Origin of the sequence: Sphingomonas sp. Leaf230, assembly GCF_001421745.1 — a bacterium.
In the GTDB taxonomy this organism is placed as follows: Bacteria; Pseudomonadota; Alphaproteobacteria; order Sphingomonadales; family Sphingomonadaceae; genus Sphingomonas.
In genome coordinates, this window is the sequence record NZ_LMKW01000001.1 from 349,534 (window position 1) to 364,477 (window position 14,944).

Genomic DNA, 14,944 nt, shown 5'->3' on the forward strand with positions numbered 1-14,944 from the left:
AAGCTGGTGGAGGGGGCTCACCACGCTCGCACCACCAGCGGTACGCCACCAGCAGCGCAACGCAACGTGCGCGGCACGCCCCCTCCACCACCGCTTCGCGGCGGTCCCCCTCCCCTTGCAGGGGAGGATGATGGCGGACTTCGACTACATCGCAATCGACACCAAGGGCGCCGAACGCCGCGGCCACGTCGCCGCGTCCGACATCGACGTCGCCCGCGCCACCCTAGACGCGCGCAAATTCTATGTCGTGAAGATCACCCCCGGCGCGCCGCCGCAGGCCTCCAAAGGCCGCCCACTCTTCGGTCTCCAGCTCGGCACGCCGAAGATGTCGGGTAAGAACCTCACGCTCTTCACCCGCCAGCTCGCCACCCTCAACCGCGTCTCGCCGCTGGAAGAATCGCTCCGCACGATCACCCGCCAGACCGAACAGGACAGCGTCCGCACGATAGTCCAGCACGTCCACGCCGGTGTCGTCGAAGGCCGTCGCCTCGCCGACGCAATGGCGCGCGAACCGAAAAGCTTCCCGCCGCTCTACCGCGCGATGGTCTCCGCCGGCGAAAGCTCGGGCTCGCTCCCGACCATTCTCGACCGGCTCGCCGCCCTGCTCGAACGCCAGGCCGAGATCCGCGGCAAGCTCATCACAGCGCTCGCCTATCCTTCGATCCTCGCGCTCGTCGCGTTCGGCGTCGTCACCGCGCTGATGATGTTCGTCGTGCCGCAGGTCGTCGAGCAATTCGACACGGTCGGCCAGCAACTCCCGCTGCTCACGCGGATGGTCATGGCGTTCTCGGCGTTCCTCGTCGGATACTGGTGGGTGATGCTGCTGATCGTCGTCGGTGGTGGTTTGGCCGGATGGCGCGCGCTCAAGGACCCGACGCTCCGGCTCGCGTTCGACGGCTGGCTGCTCCGCATTCCGCTACTCGGCCGCCTGATCCGCGACCTTCACGCGGCCCGCATGGCCCGCACGCTCGGGACGATGGTCGCGAGTCGCCTGCCGCTGCTCGACGGCCTCAACCTGACCGCCAGCACGATCCACAACCGCCGCCTCCGCCTCGCCTCCGACCAGATCGTCGACGCGATCCGCGGCGGTGGTTCGCTCTCCGCCGCGATGCGCCGCGCCGGCGTCTTCCCGCCGCTGCTGACCTATCTCGCGGCGAGCGGGGAAGCGGCAGGTCGCCTCGATGAAATGCTGGAACGCGCCGCCGATTATCTCGAACGCGAGTTCGACCGTTTCACCGCCACCGCACTTTCGCTGCTCGAACCGCTGATCATCGTCGTGATGGGCGGCATCGTCGCGACGATCGTGCTATCCATCCTGCTCCCGATCCTCCAGCTCAACACGCTGGCCGGACAATGAGGTTTCGTATGCGTCCCGAACTGAAGAAACGTCGCCGCGAGGCCGGCTTCACCCTTGTCGAGCTGATGGTCGTGATCGTCATCATCGGCCTGCTCGCCACGATCGTCGCGCTCAACGTGCTGCCCTCGGGCGACACCGCGCGGATCCAGAAGGCGAAGGCCGACATCGCCCAGATCGAGGGCGGGCTGGAACTCTACAAGCTCCAGAACATGACCTTCCCCAACACCACGCAAGGGCTGAACGCGCTCGTATCGGCACCCGCGGGGCTCGCCGATCCATCGCGGTACCAGCGTGGCGGGTATCTGAAGAAGCTGCCGAACGATCCCTGGGGGCGCCCGTATCTCTACGCCTCGCCCGGTGCGCACGGCGAGGCCGACGTCTGGACCTTCGGGGCGGACGGCAAGGAAGGCGGCGAGGGGATCGATGCCGATATCGGCAGCTGGCAATAGGTCCTTGGACTGGGTCCCCGCCTGCGCGGGGACACTTTCGCGGAGACGCGAAAGTGGTTTCACGCTGGTCGAACTGATGGTCGTCGTCACGATCATCGGCTTGGCCTCCGCTGTGGCCGTTCTCGTCATGCCGGACCCGCGCGGCCGCGTTCTCGACGAGGCGACGCGCTTCGCCCTGCGCACCCGCGCCGCGCACGATTCGGCGATTGTCGAAGCTCGCCCGGTAAGCGTCTGGATCAGCGGCGGCGGTTATGGATTCGACCGTCGACTCGCTGGTGGCTGGACCCCGATCGCGGAGAAACCGATGCGAGTCGAACGCTGGAACGAAGGCACCAGGGCCAGCATCGACGACACCAGCGGCCGGATGCGCGTGACGTTCGACCCGACCGGCCTCGTCGATCGCCCCGCGGAGATCCGCCTCGATCGTGGTGGCGTCGCGGCGACCGTCCACATCGACGCCGACGGTAGCGTAAGAGCCGATGCGGGCTGAGCGCGGCTTCACCGTTCGTCGACGTTACGCCGAACACGGCTTCACGTTGATCGAAATCATGGTCGCGCTGGCGGTGTTCAGCCTTGCGGCGATGGCACTCGTACGCCTGGAGAGCGCGACGATCCGCGGCGCCTCGATCCTCGACGAAACGCTCGTCGCACAGATGGTCGCGCGGAACGTAGCGATCGACGCGGTCACCAGCGCGCAGCCCCCGACCGCAGGCCGCGTCACCGGTACAGAGACCAACGGCGGCCAGCCCTGGACGTGGACCCGACAGGTCAGCGCGCTCGGCGGATCGAGCGTGTTGCGGATCGACGTGGCGGTCGCCGACCGGACCGGCACGCAACTCGGCCGCCTGACGATGGTGCGACCCGCGCCGCGGATGGTGATGTGACGCCTCCGAAAGCCGAGGCTGGCTTCACGCTTATCGAAGTCATGGTGTCGCTCATGATCTTCGGCATGATCGCCGCCGCGGGCGTGGCCATCCTGTCGTTCAGCGTGAAAGCGCAAAGTTCGACGGGCGCCAAGCTCGACGACATCAGCGCGCTCACGCGGACGATGTCGATCCTGTCCGCCGATCTCGCCCAGGCCACCAACCGCGCCACCCGCGACGAGGCAGGAACCAGCGTCCCCGCATTCATCGGGGAGAGCGGGTCGGGCGTCACGCCGATGCTTCGCCTCGTCCGCGCCGGCTGGAGCAACATCGACGGGACGGCGCGCTCAAGTATGCAGAAGGTCGCCTACCGCGTCGATGGTGGCGCGCTCCAGCGGATCGCCTATCCGATGGTCGACGGCGCGCAGCCGTTGCCGCCTGCCGCGTTGCTCACCAAAGTCCGCCAGGTAGCGCTACGCTATCGCATCGCGGGCGCCTGGAGCGATCGCTGGGATGGCGCGAGCGGCAGGCCCTTGCCGGACGCGATGGAACTCACCGTCCAGCGCGACGACGGAACGCAGTTCCGCCAGATGTTTCTCGTCGGCACCAGCTACGTGCCCGCGCCATCTGATGGAACCGGGCCCGCCGTCACGCCACCGGCGGGCACCCCTCCGGGACAGGAGACGCCCGGTGCGCGCACCTGATCGCGGCATTCCGCGCGGGCAAGAGCGGGGTGCAGCGTTGCTCACCGTCCTTATGCTCGTCGCGATCATCGCGGTGATGGCCGGCGCGGCCCTGGAGAAACTCCGGCTATCGACCCGCCTCGCGAGCAACGCCGCGACCGGCGAGCAGGCGCGCGCCTATGCGCTCGCGGCGGAGACGATGGCACTGATCCGCGTTTCCAACCTGCTCGCGCCAAAGCCAAGCCGGGTCACGCTGGCCGGCGGCTGGAGCAACACGCCGTTCGGCCTGCCGGTCCCCGGAGGCTTTGCGACCGCGCGGGTGCGTGACGGTGCCAACTGCTTCAACCTGAACTCTCTCGTCGGCATGACCACCCCCGGCGTGTACGTCGCGCGCGGCGACGTCCGGCCGCAGTTCGTCCGCCTGATGCGGCTGCTCGACGTGCCGGTGCAGGTCGCGGAACAGGTCGCGGCGGGCACGACGGACTGGATCGACAGCGATCAGGACCAGTCACCGATGGGGGCCGAGGACGGCGCATATCTCGGCCGCGTGCCGTCGTACCGCACCGCCGGCACGCTAATGACCGACCCCAGCGAACTGCGCGCGATCGCCGGGATGACGCCTGAGATCTACACGAAGATCCGGCCGTGGATCTGCACGCTGCCCTTCGCCAAGCCATCGCCGATCAACGTCAACACGCTGCTGCCCGAACAGAGCGTGCTGCTGGCGATGATGTATCCCGATACGTTGTCGGTCGGTGCCGCGCAGCAATTGCTGTTGCGGCGACCGGTGCAGGGCTACGCCACGTTCGACGAAATGCAGAAGGGCGCGTCGTTGCTTGGCGCCGCCAACATCGCGCCCGGTGTGGACGCGCAGGTGCTGTCGAAATGGTTCACGCTCGATATCGACGTGACGCTCGGCACGACACAAATGCAGGAACGTGCGCTGATCGACGCGAACCGGCTTCCCGCGCAGCTCGTATCGCGGCAATGGGGCGAGCCATCATGACGACTTTGCTGTTCCTTCCCGCCGGCGAGACCGGATATCGCTGGATGCGCGTCGCGGACGCGCGCGTGGTCGGGGAGGGGGAGGGTATCCCCGATGCGATCGACGACGAGACGATCGCGGTCGCGCCCGCCGATGCGGTGACGCTGCACTGGGCGGAACTGCCGTCGCGGTCCGCGGCGCAGGCGACGGCGGCCGCGCGTATCCTGGCGAGCGAGGCGAGTGCATCGCCGCTCGCCGAACTCCATGTCGCGGTGGGGGACGAAGGCGCGAGCGACCGACCGATCGGCGTCGTCGGTGCCGCGACGATGCGCGACTGGCTGCTGATGCTGGCGGAAGCAGGCGTCGACCCGGTCGCCGTCATTCCCGCACCGATGCTCCTTCCGCGACCCGAAGAGGGGTACGCACGGGCGGAACTCGCTGGCAGCGGTGTCGTGCGTGGCACCTCCAGCGGGTTCGCCGACGAGGCGCGGCTAACCGAGCTCGTGACCGGTGGCACTGCGCCGGCGACGATCGACAGCGACACGCTGGAGGCGGCGATCGTTGCCGCCGTCGCGTCGCCCCCGCTGGATCTGCGACAGGGGCCGTTCGCGCGGCGGCGACGGTTCGCGATCGACTGGGGGCTGATCCGTCGGCTCGCGCTGTTGTCGCTCACGATCCTCGCCGTGACGCTGGCGATCTCGCTCGTCCGCATCGCCAAATACAGCTTCGGCGCGGATGCCCTGGAGGCGGAAGCCGACACCGTGGCGGGCACTGGCTTGCCGCGCGGCGAGACGGTGGTCGACGCCAGCCGCCAGCTCGACGAGCGTCTGTCGCGCGTGCGGGGACCGGGCCTAGGGTTCACCAGCACGACTGCGGCGGTCTTCGCGGCGGTGCGTGCGACGCCCGGCACCGAAGTCACCGCGCTCGATTTCCAGGCGAACGGCGACCTGCGCCTGTCGGTGGCCGTCGAACGCGAAGCCTTGGCGACCGACTTGAAGCGCGCGCTCGAATCCGCCGGCTTCTCGGTCCGCGCGGGCGTGTTCCAGGCAGCAGCCGGCCGCGTGACGGGCGAACTCACGATCAGCCCGGAGAGCGGACGATGACCGGACTGAAAACGTGGTTCGAGGGACGCTCGCTGCGGGAGCGGCGATTGCTGCTCGTGATGGCGGGGCTCGCGGTCCTCACGCTGCTGTGGGCGCTGATCATCCGCCCGGTCGGCGACGGCCTGTCGAGCGCACGGGAGCGTCATGCCGATGCCGTCACCCGGCTCGGCGAGACGCGCGCGCAAGTCGCGACGTTGCGCGATATCCAGCGGACCCGCGCCACGCCACTGACCGGCACGCTCGCCGATGCGGTGCGTGCCGAAGCGGACCAGGCCGGTTTCGCGCTCGCCTCGCTCGATCAGGACGGCGCGAGCCGGGTACGGGTAGGCATCCAGTCGGCGCGCCCCGCGGCGCTGGTCGCGTGGCTCGCACGCCTCGAACGGCTCGGCATCCTCGTCGATTCGGTGGCGATGACCGACAAGGGCGACAAGACCGTCGGCGTCGCACTCACCTTGAAAGCGCGCGCGGCATGAGGCGCATTCGTTTGCGTACCGGCCCCGCCGCGCTGTTCGGCGGGATGCTGCTGATCGCGCTGATCATATTCCTGCCGATGCGCGCGGTGCTCGGCTGGGTCGGCGTCGGCGACGAAGGGCTGGTCGCGCGGCGCGTGTCGGGGACGATCTGGGGCGCGACGCTGACCGAGGCCCGGTTCGGCGATCTTGCGCTCGGCGATCTGCACGCGCGGCTGTCGCCACTGCCGCTGCTGGTCGGCCGCGCGAGGATCGTCTTCGCCGGTCCCGAATCGGTGTCGGCCAAGCCGTTGCGCGGGTCGGCGAGCGTCAGTCGCCACGGCTTCGGCGTCGATCACATGACCGCCACGGTCGCGACCGGCCGGCTGTTCGCGCCGGTGCCCGTCTCGGCGCTCGACCTCGACGACGTCTCGGTCCGCTTCCGCGATGGCCAGTGCGAAGCCGCCGAGGGCCGCGTCCGCGCGACGCTGGCGGGTGACGTCGGCGGGATCACCTTGCCGCAGTCGGTGAGCGGCACCGCACGCTGTGATGGCACGGCGTTGCTGCTGCCGCTGGCGAGCCAGGCCGGGACCGAGAGCATCGCGCTCCGGATCGAGGGGGCAGGGACCTACCGCGCCGAGCTGTCGCTGCGTCCGTCCGATCCACTGGCGGTCCAGAAGCTCGAGCAGGCGGGCTTCGTGAGCGGCCCGAACGGGTACAAGCTCGCCATCGAAGGACGTTTTTGACGTCTTTTTGGCAAGTCGACGGTTGACGCCGCCCGGCGACCCCCGCTAGGGGGCGATGCCTACGCGGCGGTCGTAGTTCAATTGGTTAGAGCGTCGGCTTGTGATGCCGGATGTTGCGGGTTCAAGTCCCGTCGGTCGCCCCATTTTCCCATTATTTTTCCGAGCCTCCCCAACGTGAGCGCTTTGGGCTGGTAAAACCGGCTGGAAAATAATATTTCGCCTCCCGGTAATTTTATTCTCCTCAGGAGCCGGCGATGACAGCGGTTTGGGACCTTCCCGATTTCGACGACCACGAGGGCGTTCATGCCTTCACCGATCCCGAATCGGGCCTGCACGCGGTGATCGCGGTGCACTCGACCAAGCTCGGGCCGGCAGCCGGCGGCGCACGCTTCTGGCATTATGCCGACAACGGCCGCGCGGTGACCGACGCGCTGCGCCTGTCGCGCGGCATGAGCTTCAAGAACGCGATGGCGGGCCTGGAGCTGGGCGGCGGCAAGGGCGTGGTCCTCGCGGCCAAGCCCGGCGACGTCATCACGACCGCCCAGCTTGAGGCGTTCGGTCGCGCGGTCGACTCGCTCGGCGGGCGCTACGTCACGGCCGAGGACGTCGGCATGTCCGAAGATCGCATGAAGGTGATCGCCAGCCAGACGCGCTACGTCTCCGGCCTGCCGGTTGCGAGCGGCGCTGCGGGTGGCGATCCCGGGCCGTACACCGCGCTCGGCATCTATCTCGGCGTGAAGGCGGCGGCACAGCGCGGTCTCGGCGCGACCGACATGAAGGGTGTGCGCGTCGCGATCCAGGGCGTCGGTTCGGTCGGCGGCGGTCTCGCGCGGTTGCTGGCGAAGGACGGCGCGGTCCTGACGCTGGCGGACGTAGACGAGGGTCGTGCGCAGAAGCTGGCGGCTGAGCTCGGCGCGACCGCGGTGGCGGCCGAGGCGATCCTGACGACCGAAGCGGATATCTTCAGCCCGAACGCGCTGGGTGCGATCCTGACCGAGATGTCGATCGCTGCGCTGAAGGCGAAGGTCGTTGCAGGTGGTGCGAACAACCAGCTGAGCGTCCGCGAGGACGGTGCACGACTGCATGCTCGCGGTATCCTGTATGCGCCGGATTACGTGATCAACGCAGGCGGGATCATCAATGTCGGCCTGGAGTATCTGGGTCACGGCGACGAGGCCGAGGTGAAGGCGCGGATCGCGCGCATCCCCGAGCGCCTGATCGAGGTCTGGAACGAGAGCGACCGTTTGGGCGAACCAGCTTCTGACGTCGCCGACAGCATCGCGAAGGGCTTGATCGGCCGCTGATATCCTTCTCCCCTCCGGGGAGAAGGTGGCACGAAGTGCCGGATGAGGGGTGGTTGGGGTAAACGACCCGAGCCTCACGCCCCTCACCCTCCCACCGCAAGTGCGGCGGGCCCCTCCCTCTCCCCGATGGGGAGAGGGGCTTAAGTCCGAGGTGACAGCCTCGCGATGTTGCCATAATGGCTATCCCTAGTGGCCACCCTACACGCCTTCGCAAACCCCGCGCGCTTCTTGAAGATCGCCAAGCCGTTGACGCCAGCGCTGTTCTGGGCCGGCGTCGCGCTGATCGTGCTGGGCTGCTGGGCAGGCCTCACGCAGACCCCGCCCGACTATCTCCAAGGCGAGACCGTCCGCATCCTCTACATCCACGTCCCCGCCGCCTGGCTCGGCATGGGCGGATGGAGCGGGATCGCGATCTCCAGCATCATGTTTCTGGTCTGGCGTCATCCGCTCGCCAGCGTCGCCGCGCGCGCGATCGCGCTGCCTGGCGCGGTGTTCGCGGCACTCTGTCTCATGACCGGCTCGATCTGGGGACGGCCGACCTGGGGAACGTGGTGGCAATGGGACGGCCGGCTGACCTCGATGCTGCTGCTGTTCTTCGTCTATCTCGGCTACATGGCACTCGCGAAGGCGGATGCGGATCGTGGCGGCGACGGGCGCGTGCCTGCGCTCTACGGGATCGCCGGATCCGTGCTGCTGCCGATCATCCGTTATTCGGTGGTGTGGTGGAACACGCTGCACCAGGGACCAAGCATCGGCCTCACGCAATCGACGATCGACGGGTCGATCCTGTGGCCGCTGCCGATCATGCTCGCCGGGTTCACGTTCGTGTTCGCCGGCATCGTCTTGATGCGAATGCGGATGATGCTGGCCGTTGCGAAATCCGAAGCGCGGATGCGCAGAATGGCGAGAGCATGAATCCCTGGCCGTTCGTGACTGCTGCGTATGTCGTGACGCTGGGTGGCGGTGCGATCATTGCGTTGTTGAGCTACCTCGCGATGCGCAGGGCCGAGAAATGAAGGCCAAGCATCAACGCCTGACGCTGGCGCTGCTGGCGCTCGGCGCGGTTGTCATCGCGGGACTGCTCGCGCTGTCCGCGCTCAAGGACCAGGCCGCATTCTTCTACGCGCCCTCCGACGTGCGCCGCGACGGCCTCCCGCTCGGCCGCGCGGTTCGGCTCGGCGGAATGGTCAAGGGCGGCTCGGTCAAGCGCGCCGCCGACGGCATCACCGTGCATTTCACCGTCACCGACGGCCAAGCAACCACGCCGGTCGTCTTCGCCGGGATCGTCCCGGACCTGTTCCGCGAGAAATCGGGCGTCGTCGCCGAGGGCCAGTTCCAGCCCAACGGCAGCTTCGTCGCGTCGAATCTGCTCGCCAAGCACGACGAAAAATACATGCCGCCGGAGATGGCCGGCAAGATGCACGAGACCAAGACGCTCGAACCGGACGCCAAGCAGTGATCGCCGAAGCAGGCCTAGCCGCGCTCTGGTTCGCGGGCGCGCTCGCGGCGTTGCAGCTGGTAATGGCGGCGATCGGTCTCGCACGCGGTCGTGAAGACGTGGCAGCGGCGGTCCGGCCGGTGGCGATCGTCCAGGGGCTGCTCGCATTACTGGCGATGGCGCTCCTGATCGAACTCTTCCTCGACTCCGATATGTCGGTGAAGCTGGTCGTTGAGAACAGCCATTCCGCCAAGCCGTGGCTCTACAAGTTTGCCGGCGCATGGGGAAATCACGAAGGCTCGATGCTGCTCTGGGTGACGATCCTTGGACTCGCTGGTGGGGCGGTGGCGATCTTCGAACGCTCGCTGCCCGAACGCACGCTCACCGCGACGCTCGGCGCGCAGGCGACGATCGCGCTCGGCTTCTACGCGTTCCTGCTGTTCTCCTCGAACCCGTTCGCGCGACTGAACCCCGCCGCGGCCGACGGTCTCGGGCTCAACCCGCTGTTGCAGGACCCCGGCTTGGCGTTCCACCCGCCGACGCTCTACACCGGCTATGTCGGCCTCTCGGTCGCGTTCTCGTTCGCGGTCGGCGCGCTGGTCACCCGCGACGTTGGCCCGGCGTTCGCGAAGGCGATGCGCCCCTGGGTACTGATCGCGTGGATATTCCTGACGCTCGGCATCACCGCCGGATCGTATTGGGCGTATTACGAGCTCGGCTGGGGCGGCTGGTGGTTCTGGGATCCGGTCGAGAACGCCTCGCTGATGCCGTGGCTAGCCGCCACCGCGCTGCTCCATTCGGTGACCGTACTCGCAACCCGCGACGGCCTGCGCGCGTGGACGATCATGCTGGCGGTCGTCGCGTTCTCGATGTCGATGATCGGCACGTTTTTGGTGCGCTCGGGCATCCTGACAAGCGTCCATGCCTTCGCAGTCGATCCAAAGCGTGGCGCGTTTATCCTGGCGTTGCTTGCGATCTACATCGGCGGGGCGCTGGCGTTGTTCGCCGCGCGGATCGGCACCGTGCGCGCCGGCACGACCTTCGATCCGGTTAGTCGCGAGGGCGCGCTGGTCGCGAACAATCTGCTGCTGTCGGTGATCCTCGGGATCGTCCTGATCGGCACGCTCTATCCGATCGTCGCGGCGAGCTTTGGCGTGCAGCTGTCGGTCGGGCCGCCATTCTTCAACAAGGCGGCGGGGCCGATCGCGCTGCTTCTCGTGGCGGTAATGGCAGTCGGGCCGCTGCTGCGCTGGCGGCGTGACGATGCGAAAGCGGTGCTGGGCCGTGTGATGCTGCCGATCGGTGCGACGCTGGTGGCGGCGATCGCGCTGCTGTTCGTCTGGCCGGGCGTACTGCCTTGGGCCGGATTGTCGCTCGCCGCGGGGCTCGCTGTCGCCAGCGTCGCGCCGCTGTGGAAGCGCAACCTGAGGCGCACGCCGCTATTCACCTACGGTATGGTGATCGCGCATCTCGGCATCGCGGTCAGCCTTGCCGGGATGGCATCGGACAGCGCGTTCACCAAGGAGACGCTGGTCGCGGTGCGCACGGGTGAGCCGGCGCGGGTCGGTCCGTACACCGTGACGCTCGACGGGATATCGCCGGTGATCGGGGAGAACTGGTCGGCACTCGAAGCGCGTCTGACCGCGACTCGAGGTAGCAGCGCGAGCATCCTGCGGCCGCAACTCCGTTTCTTCGCCAACCCGCCGACCAGCACCAACGAGTCTGCGATCCTGACCGTGCTCGACGGCCAGCTTTACACCGTGCTCGGGCAACCGGACGGGCAGGGGCGGTGGCAGCTTCGCCTTTGGTGGAAGCCGTTCGTGACGCTGATCTGGTTCGGTGGCGTGCTGATCGCGCTCGGCGGTATGCTGTCGCTGATCGGTCGGGTGCTCCGCGAGCGACGGGCTGCGATACGGGCTGAATGGGCGTGAAACGGTTCGCACTCTGGGCGCCGCTGGCGATCTTCGCGTTGCTGTTCGCGGTGGTGGCAAGCGGGCTGTTCAGGCCTGCGGAAAAGGTGGTGCGGTCGGCGATGGTCGGCAAGCCGCTTCCCGATTTCGCGCTGCCGGCGATGGTCCCCGGCAAGCCGGGCCTGACCAGCGCGTCGTTCCGGCAGGGCAAGCCGCGGTTGCTCAACGTGTTCGCGAGCTGGTGCATCCCGTGTATCGCCGAAGCGCCGCAACTGATGCGGTTGAAGGCGATGGGCGTGCCGATCGATGCGATCGCGATCCGCGACACTGCTCCGGCGATCGCTGGGTTCCTCCGGCGCAATGGTGATCCGTACGAGCGGATCGGCAGCGATCGGGCCAGCCAAGTGCAGCTGGCGCTGGGCTCGTCGGGCGTGCCGGAGACGTTCGTGATCGATGGCCGCGGGATCGTCGTGAAGCAGATCATCGGCGATATCCGGCCGGAGAATGTGGCCGAGATCGTGCAAGCCGTGAAGGACGCGCGGTGAGGGTGCGCAACCAAGTTCCCCTCCCGCGAGCGGGAGGGGAGGTCGTTGCGGCGCTGTTGCTCTGTATCTCGCCGGCCTTCGCCCAGCCGATCACTCCACCAGCGCATTACGCCAACGTGCAACTCGCAGACCCCGCCAAGGAAGCCTCCGCCCGAGCGCTCATGGAAACGCTGCGCTGCCTCGTCTGCCAGGGCCAGTCGATCGCCGACAGCGATGCCGACATGGCGGCCGACATGCGCGCGCTCGTCCGCGAGCGGATCGAGCGGGGCGAAAAGCCGGCCTCGATCCGCGACTGGCTGATCGCGCGCTATGGCGATTATGTGACGTACGACCCGCCGCTGTCGGGGCTGACATGGCCGTTGTGGCTAGCGCCGATCCTGCTGCTTGGTATCGGCGGCTGGATCGCGCGGTCGAGCTTCCGGCGGAGGACACGCTGATGGGATACGTCTGGCTGGCCGCGATCGGAGGCGGTGCGTTTGCGCTGCTCGCAGTAATGAAGGTGAACCGCGTCCTGTGGACGATGGTCGCCGCGGCGCTGATGCTAGGTGCGGCGGGATACGCGTGGCAGGGGCAGCCAGGGCTTGCCGGCCATGAAGCGTCGCCCGGACTTGCAGCGACGCCGGACGATAGCGCGATGCTCGAACTGCGCGACCAAATGCTAGAGCGGTATACGGGCGCGGCAGCGTACCTGGTTGCGGCGGACGCGATGACGCGGATCGGCGACCGTCGCGCGGCGGTGCAGGTGTTGCTCGGAGGGCTGAGGATCGCCCCTAAGAGCGTGGTAATGTGGACAGGGCTCGCCAACGCGCTGGCGGCGCATGATGCGAACCAGGTTTCTCCTCCCGCGCTGTTCGCGTTCCAGCAGGCAATGCGGTTGGCGCCCAAGCATCCTGCTCCGCCGTTCTTTCTGGGGCTGGCCTATGTGCGGGCGGGCGAGTTCGCGACGGCCCGGCCATATTGGGCAAGGGCGCTGGCGTTGACGCCGGCCAACATCTCATACCGAGGCGAGATCGCCACTCGGCTCGCGTTGCTGGATCGGTTTCTGGCTATGCAGGATACGCCGAACGCAGGCCAAAAATAATCCCGTCATCCTGAGGCAACCCAGAATGACGGGATGAAGCGCTTATTGCCCGCGGCCGGTCTTCGACTGCAGTTCGTCGATCTTCTTCGACGCATCCGCCTTGGTCAGCGTCTCGTCGAATTCCTCATGCGCTTCCTCGGACAGCGTCTTGAGGTAGCTCGCCTGCGCACCGGTCATCTTCTCGTCGCCGGTGGTCCAGTCGTCCGGGTCCTTCTCGGCGTTCGAGAACGGTTCGGACTTGGGGTTCGGGGTGTCGGACATTGGAAATTCCTTTCCCCTGCCCAACACCCGTGTTCCGCATCCGTTCCCGAGTCAGTCCGCCCATGCTTCGTAAGGTAAACCTAGATCATCGGCGACCGCCTTGTACGCGATCTTGCCCTTGTAAACGTTCAGCCCATTGGCGAGGTGCGGGTCGGCCTTCATCGCCGCCTCGGCGCCCAGATTGGCGAGCTTCAACGCGAAGGGCAGCGTCGCGTTGTTGAGCGCGAACGCCGAGGTGCGCGCCACCGCGCCGGGCATGTTGGCGACGCAATAGTGGATCACGCCGTCGACCTCGAACACCGGATCCTCATGCGTGGTGGCGTGCGACGTCTCGAAGCACCCGCCCTGGTCGATCGCGATGTCGACCAGCACCGAGCCGCGCTTCATCGTCTTCAGCATCTCGCGCGTGACGAGCTTCGGCGCAGCGGCGCCCGGCACCAGCACCGCACCGATCACCAGATGCGCGTTCTTCACCGCTGCCGCGATCGCAGCCTTCGACGCATAGGCCGTCTTGATCTGGCTGGAAAAGAACATGTCGAGCTCAGCGAGGCGATCGTTCGAAATGTCGTAGATCGTCACGTCGGCGCGCATGCCGACTGCCATCTGCGCCGCGTTGACGCCCGAGACGCCGCCGCCGAGGATCGCGACCTTGGCTGGCGCGACACCGGGCACGCCGCCGAGCAGCACGCCACGTCCGCCCTGTTCCTTCTCGAGATAATGCGCGCCGACCTGCACCGACATGCGGCCCGCGACCTCGGACATCGGCTTCAGCAACGGCAGCCCGCGGCGGTTGTCGGTGACGGTCTCGTACGCGATGCAGGTCGCGCCGGACTTTATCAGCCCCTCTGCCTGCGGCTTGTCCGCGGCGAGGTGGAGATAGGTGAACAGCAGATGGCGCGGCTCAAGCATCGCGATCTCGCTCGGCTGCGGCTCCTTGACCTTTACGATCATGTCGGCGCCGGCGAACACCGCGGCAGCGGTCGGCAGGATCGTCGCGCCCGCGTCGACATAGTCCTGGTCCTCGAAATCGATCCCCGATCCAGCCTGCGTCTCGACGACGACCTCGTGACCGGCCGCGACAAGTTCGGCGACCGATGGCGGGGTCAGGCCGACGCGATATTCATGGTTCTTGATTTCCTTGGGGACACCGACGCGCATTGATTCCACTCCATTATCGTTTGCGCCATATTAGCGCGCCTTGGACGGGAAGGGTTCGCAAACTGGTCTCGGTGCGATACCGCATCTGCAAAATGATTGCATCCGTCGTCACTAAAACGGGATAATCTTGAGCATCACGATCGAACGCAGGATTCTGGACTTGCTCGCCGCCAATTCCGACCTGACCAGCGCGGAGCTTGGCGACGCGGTTGGCCTGTCGGCGAGCGCCGCGCATCGCCGGGTCGCGCAGTTGCGTGAGAGTGGCGCGATCACCGGCTATCGTGCCGTGCTGTCGCAAGCAGCGCGCGGCGATCCCAGCATCGTCCTCGTCAACGTCACGCTGCGGGATCAGCGCAAGGAGACGATGGCGGCGTTCGAGGCAGAGATCGTTGAGTGTCCGCAGGTCGTGCAATGCTTCCTGATGAGCGGGGAGGCGGATTACATGCTCCACGTCGAGATCCGCCACGGCGAGACGTTCGAGCGCATTCACCGCGAGACCTTGTCGCAACTGCCCGGGGTGACGCGGCTGGCGTCGCACTTCGTCATCCGCGAGGTCGTGAGGCGCTGAACGCCGGCGACTCTTCTCCCCTCCCTGGAAGGGAGGGGCGGGGG

The 14,944-nt window shown here is 67.4% G+C and carries 19 protein-coding genes and 1 tRNA gene; 18 read left to right on the plus strand and 2 right to left on the minus strand.

Features of this window, described 5'->3' with window-relative positions:
- Positions 1-130: 130 nt before the first annotated feature.
- The 17 genes from gspF to ASE82_RS01675 all read left to right on the plus strand — a co-directional run bounded on the left by gspF (position 131) and on the right by ASE82_RS01675 (position 12,913).
- Complete coding sequence (gspF, locus tag ASE82_RS01595; RefSeq protein ID WP_056058019.1) at positions 131-1,357, plus strand: type II secretion system inner membrane protein GspF; 1,227 nt, start codon at positions 131-133, stop codon at positions 1,355-1,357.
- An 8-nt stretch (positions 1,358-1,365) separates the two neighbouring features.
- Positions 1,366-1,806 (plus strand): type II secretion system major pseudopilin GspG, encoded by a 441-nt coding sequence (gene gspG / locus ASE82_RS01600; RefSeq protein ID WP_235524390.1) that lies wholly within the window; start codon positions 1,366-1,368, stop codon positions 1,804-1,806.
- Positions 1,781-2,296 carry a GspH/FimT family pseudopilin gene (locus tag ASE82_RS01605; protein WP_082440970.1) on the plus strand — a complete coding sequence of 172 codons (516 nt, stop codon included), beginning with the start codon at positions 1,781-1,783 and terminating at the stop codon, positions 2,294-2,296. The genes gspG and ASE82_RS01605 overlap by 26 nt, the downstream gene beginning before the upstream one ends.
- Complete coding sequence (gene gspI / locus ASE82_RS01610; protein WP_056058025.1) at positions 2,286-2,690, plus strand: type II secretion system minor pseudopilin GspI; 405 nt, start codon at positions 2,286-2,288, stop codon at positions 2,688-2,690. Before ASE82_RS01605 ends, gspI begins: the two co-directional genes overlap by 11 nt.
- Positions 2,687-3,373, plus strand: coding sequence for a type II secretion system minor pseudopilin GspJ (gspJ, locus tag ASE82_RS01615; protein ID WP_156348723.1), 687 nt, complete (start codon positions 2,687-2,689; stop codon positions 3,371-3,373). The genes gspI and gspJ overlap by 4 nt, the downstream gene beginning before the upstream one ends.
- Positions 3,360-4,358 carry a type II secretion system minor pseudopilin GspK gene (gene gspK / locus ASE82_RS01620; RefSeq protein ID WP_235524405.1) on the plus strand — a complete coding sequence of 333 codons (999 nt, stop codon included), beginning with the start codon at positions 3,360-3,362 and terminating at the stop codon, positions 4,356-4,358. Before gspJ ends, gspK begins: the two co-directional genes overlap by 14 nt.
- Positions 4,355-5,440: a type II secretion system protein GspL gene (gene gspL, locus ASE82_RS01625; RefSeq protein WP_056058028.1), complete on the plus strand. Its 1,086-nt coding sequence runs from the start codon at positions 4,355-4,357 to the stop codon at positions 5,438-5,440. The genes gspK and gspL overlap by 4 nt, the downstream gene beginning before the upstream one ends.
- Positions 5,437-5,913 carry a type II secretion system protein GspM gene (gspM, locus tag ASE82_RS01630; RefSeq protein WP_056058034.1) on the plus strand — a complete coding sequence of 159 codons (477 nt, stop codon included), beginning with the start codon at positions 5,437-5,439 and terminating at the stop codon, positions 5,911-5,913. Before gspL ends, gspM begins: the two co-directional genes overlap by 4 nt.
- On the plus strand, positions 5,910-6,635 hold the full coding sequence (gene gspN, locus ASE82_RS01635; RefSeq protein ID WP_056058037.1) for a type II secretion system protein N: 726 nt from the start codon (positions 5,910-5,912) through the stop codon (positions 6,633-6,635). Before gspM ends, gspN begins: the two co-directional genes overlap by 4 nt.
- 66 nt (positions 6,636-6,701) lie before the next feature.
- A tRNA-His gene (locus ASE82_RS01640) sits at positions 6,702-6,778 on the plus strand.
- Between the two features lie 111 nt (positions 6,779-6,889).
- Entirely contained in the window at positions 6,890-7,939 is a 1,050-nt protein-coding gene (locus ASE82_RS01645) for a Leu/Phe/Val dehydrogenase (protein WP_056058040.1), read from the plus strand.
- 189 nt (positions 7,940-8,128) lie between these two features.
- Positions 8,129-8,854 carry a heme ABC transporter permease CcmC gene (gene ccmC / locus ASE82_RS01650; protein WP_056058043.1) on the plus strand — a complete coding sequence of 242 codons (726 nt, stop codon included), beginning with the start codon at positions 8,129-8,131 and terminating at the stop codon, positions 8,852-8,854.
- Positions 8,855-8,951: 97 nt separating this feature from the next.
- Positions 8,952-9,398 (plus strand): cytochrome c maturation protein CcmE, encoded by a 447-nt coding sequence (gene ccmE / locus ASE82_RS01655; protein ID WP_056058045.1) that lies wholly within the window; start codon positions 8,952-8,954, stop codon positions 9,396-9,398.
- Positions 9,395-11,308 carry a heme lyase CcmF/NrfE family subunit gene (locus ASE82_RS01660; RefSeq protein ID WP_056058048.1) on the plus strand — a complete coding sequence of 638 codons (1,914 nt, stop codon included), beginning with the start codon at positions 9,395-9,397 and terminating at the stop codon, positions 11,306-11,308. The genes ccmE and ASE82_RS01660 overlap by 4 nt, the downstream gene beginning before the upstream one ends.
- The gene (locus ASE82_RS01665; RefSeq protein ID WP_082441168.1) at positions 11,305-11,832 is read left to right on the plus strand and encodes a DsbE family thiol:disulfide interchange protein; all 528 of its coding nucleotides are present in this window, start codon (positions 11,305-11,307) and stop codon (positions 11,830-11,832) included. The genes ASE82_RS01660 and ASE82_RS01665 overlap by 4 nt, the downstream gene beginning before the upstream one ends.
- A 53-nt stretch (positions 11,833-11,885) precedes the next feature.
- A complete protein-coding gene (locus ASE82_RS01670) occupies positions 11,886-12,269 on the plus strand; it encodes a cytochrome c-type biogenesis protein (RefSeq protein ID WP_082441170.1) in 384 nt (127 codons plus the stop codon).
- On the plus strand, positions 12,185-12,913 hold the full coding sequence (locus ASE82_RS01675) for a tetratricopeptide repeat protein (RefSeq protein WP_235524407.1): 729 nt from the start codon (positions 12,185-12,187) through the stop codon (positions 12,911-12,913). Before ASE82_RS01670 ends, ASE82_RS01675 begins: the two co-directional genes overlap by 85 nt.
- A 42-nt stretch (positions 12,914-12,955) precedes the next feature.
- On the opposite strand, the gene ASE82_RS01680 is transcribed toward ASE82_RS01675, so the two are convergent.
- A complete protein-coding gene (locus tag ASE82_RS01680; RefSeq protein WP_056058060.1) occupies positions 12,956-13,174 on the minus strand; it encodes a DUF3072 domain-containing protein in 219 nt (72 codons plus the stop codon).
- A gap of 51 nt (positions 13,175-13,225) precedes the next feature.
- Positions 13,226-14,332, minus strand: coding sequence for an alanine dehydrogenase (gene ald, locus ASE82_RS01685; RefSeq protein ID WP_056058063.1), 1,107 nt, complete (start codon positions 14,330-14,332; stop codon positions 13,226-13,228).
- A 127-nt stretch (positions 14,333-14,459) separates the two neighbouring features.
- Here ald and ASE82_RS01690 point away from each other — a divergent pair, with 127 nt between their 5' ends.
- Entirely contained in the window at positions 14,460-14,900 is a 441-nt protein-coding gene (locus tag ASE82_RS01690) for an Lrp/AsnC family transcriptional regulator (protein WP_056058065.1), read from the plus strand.
- Positions 14,901-14,944 lie beyond the last annotated feature (44 nt).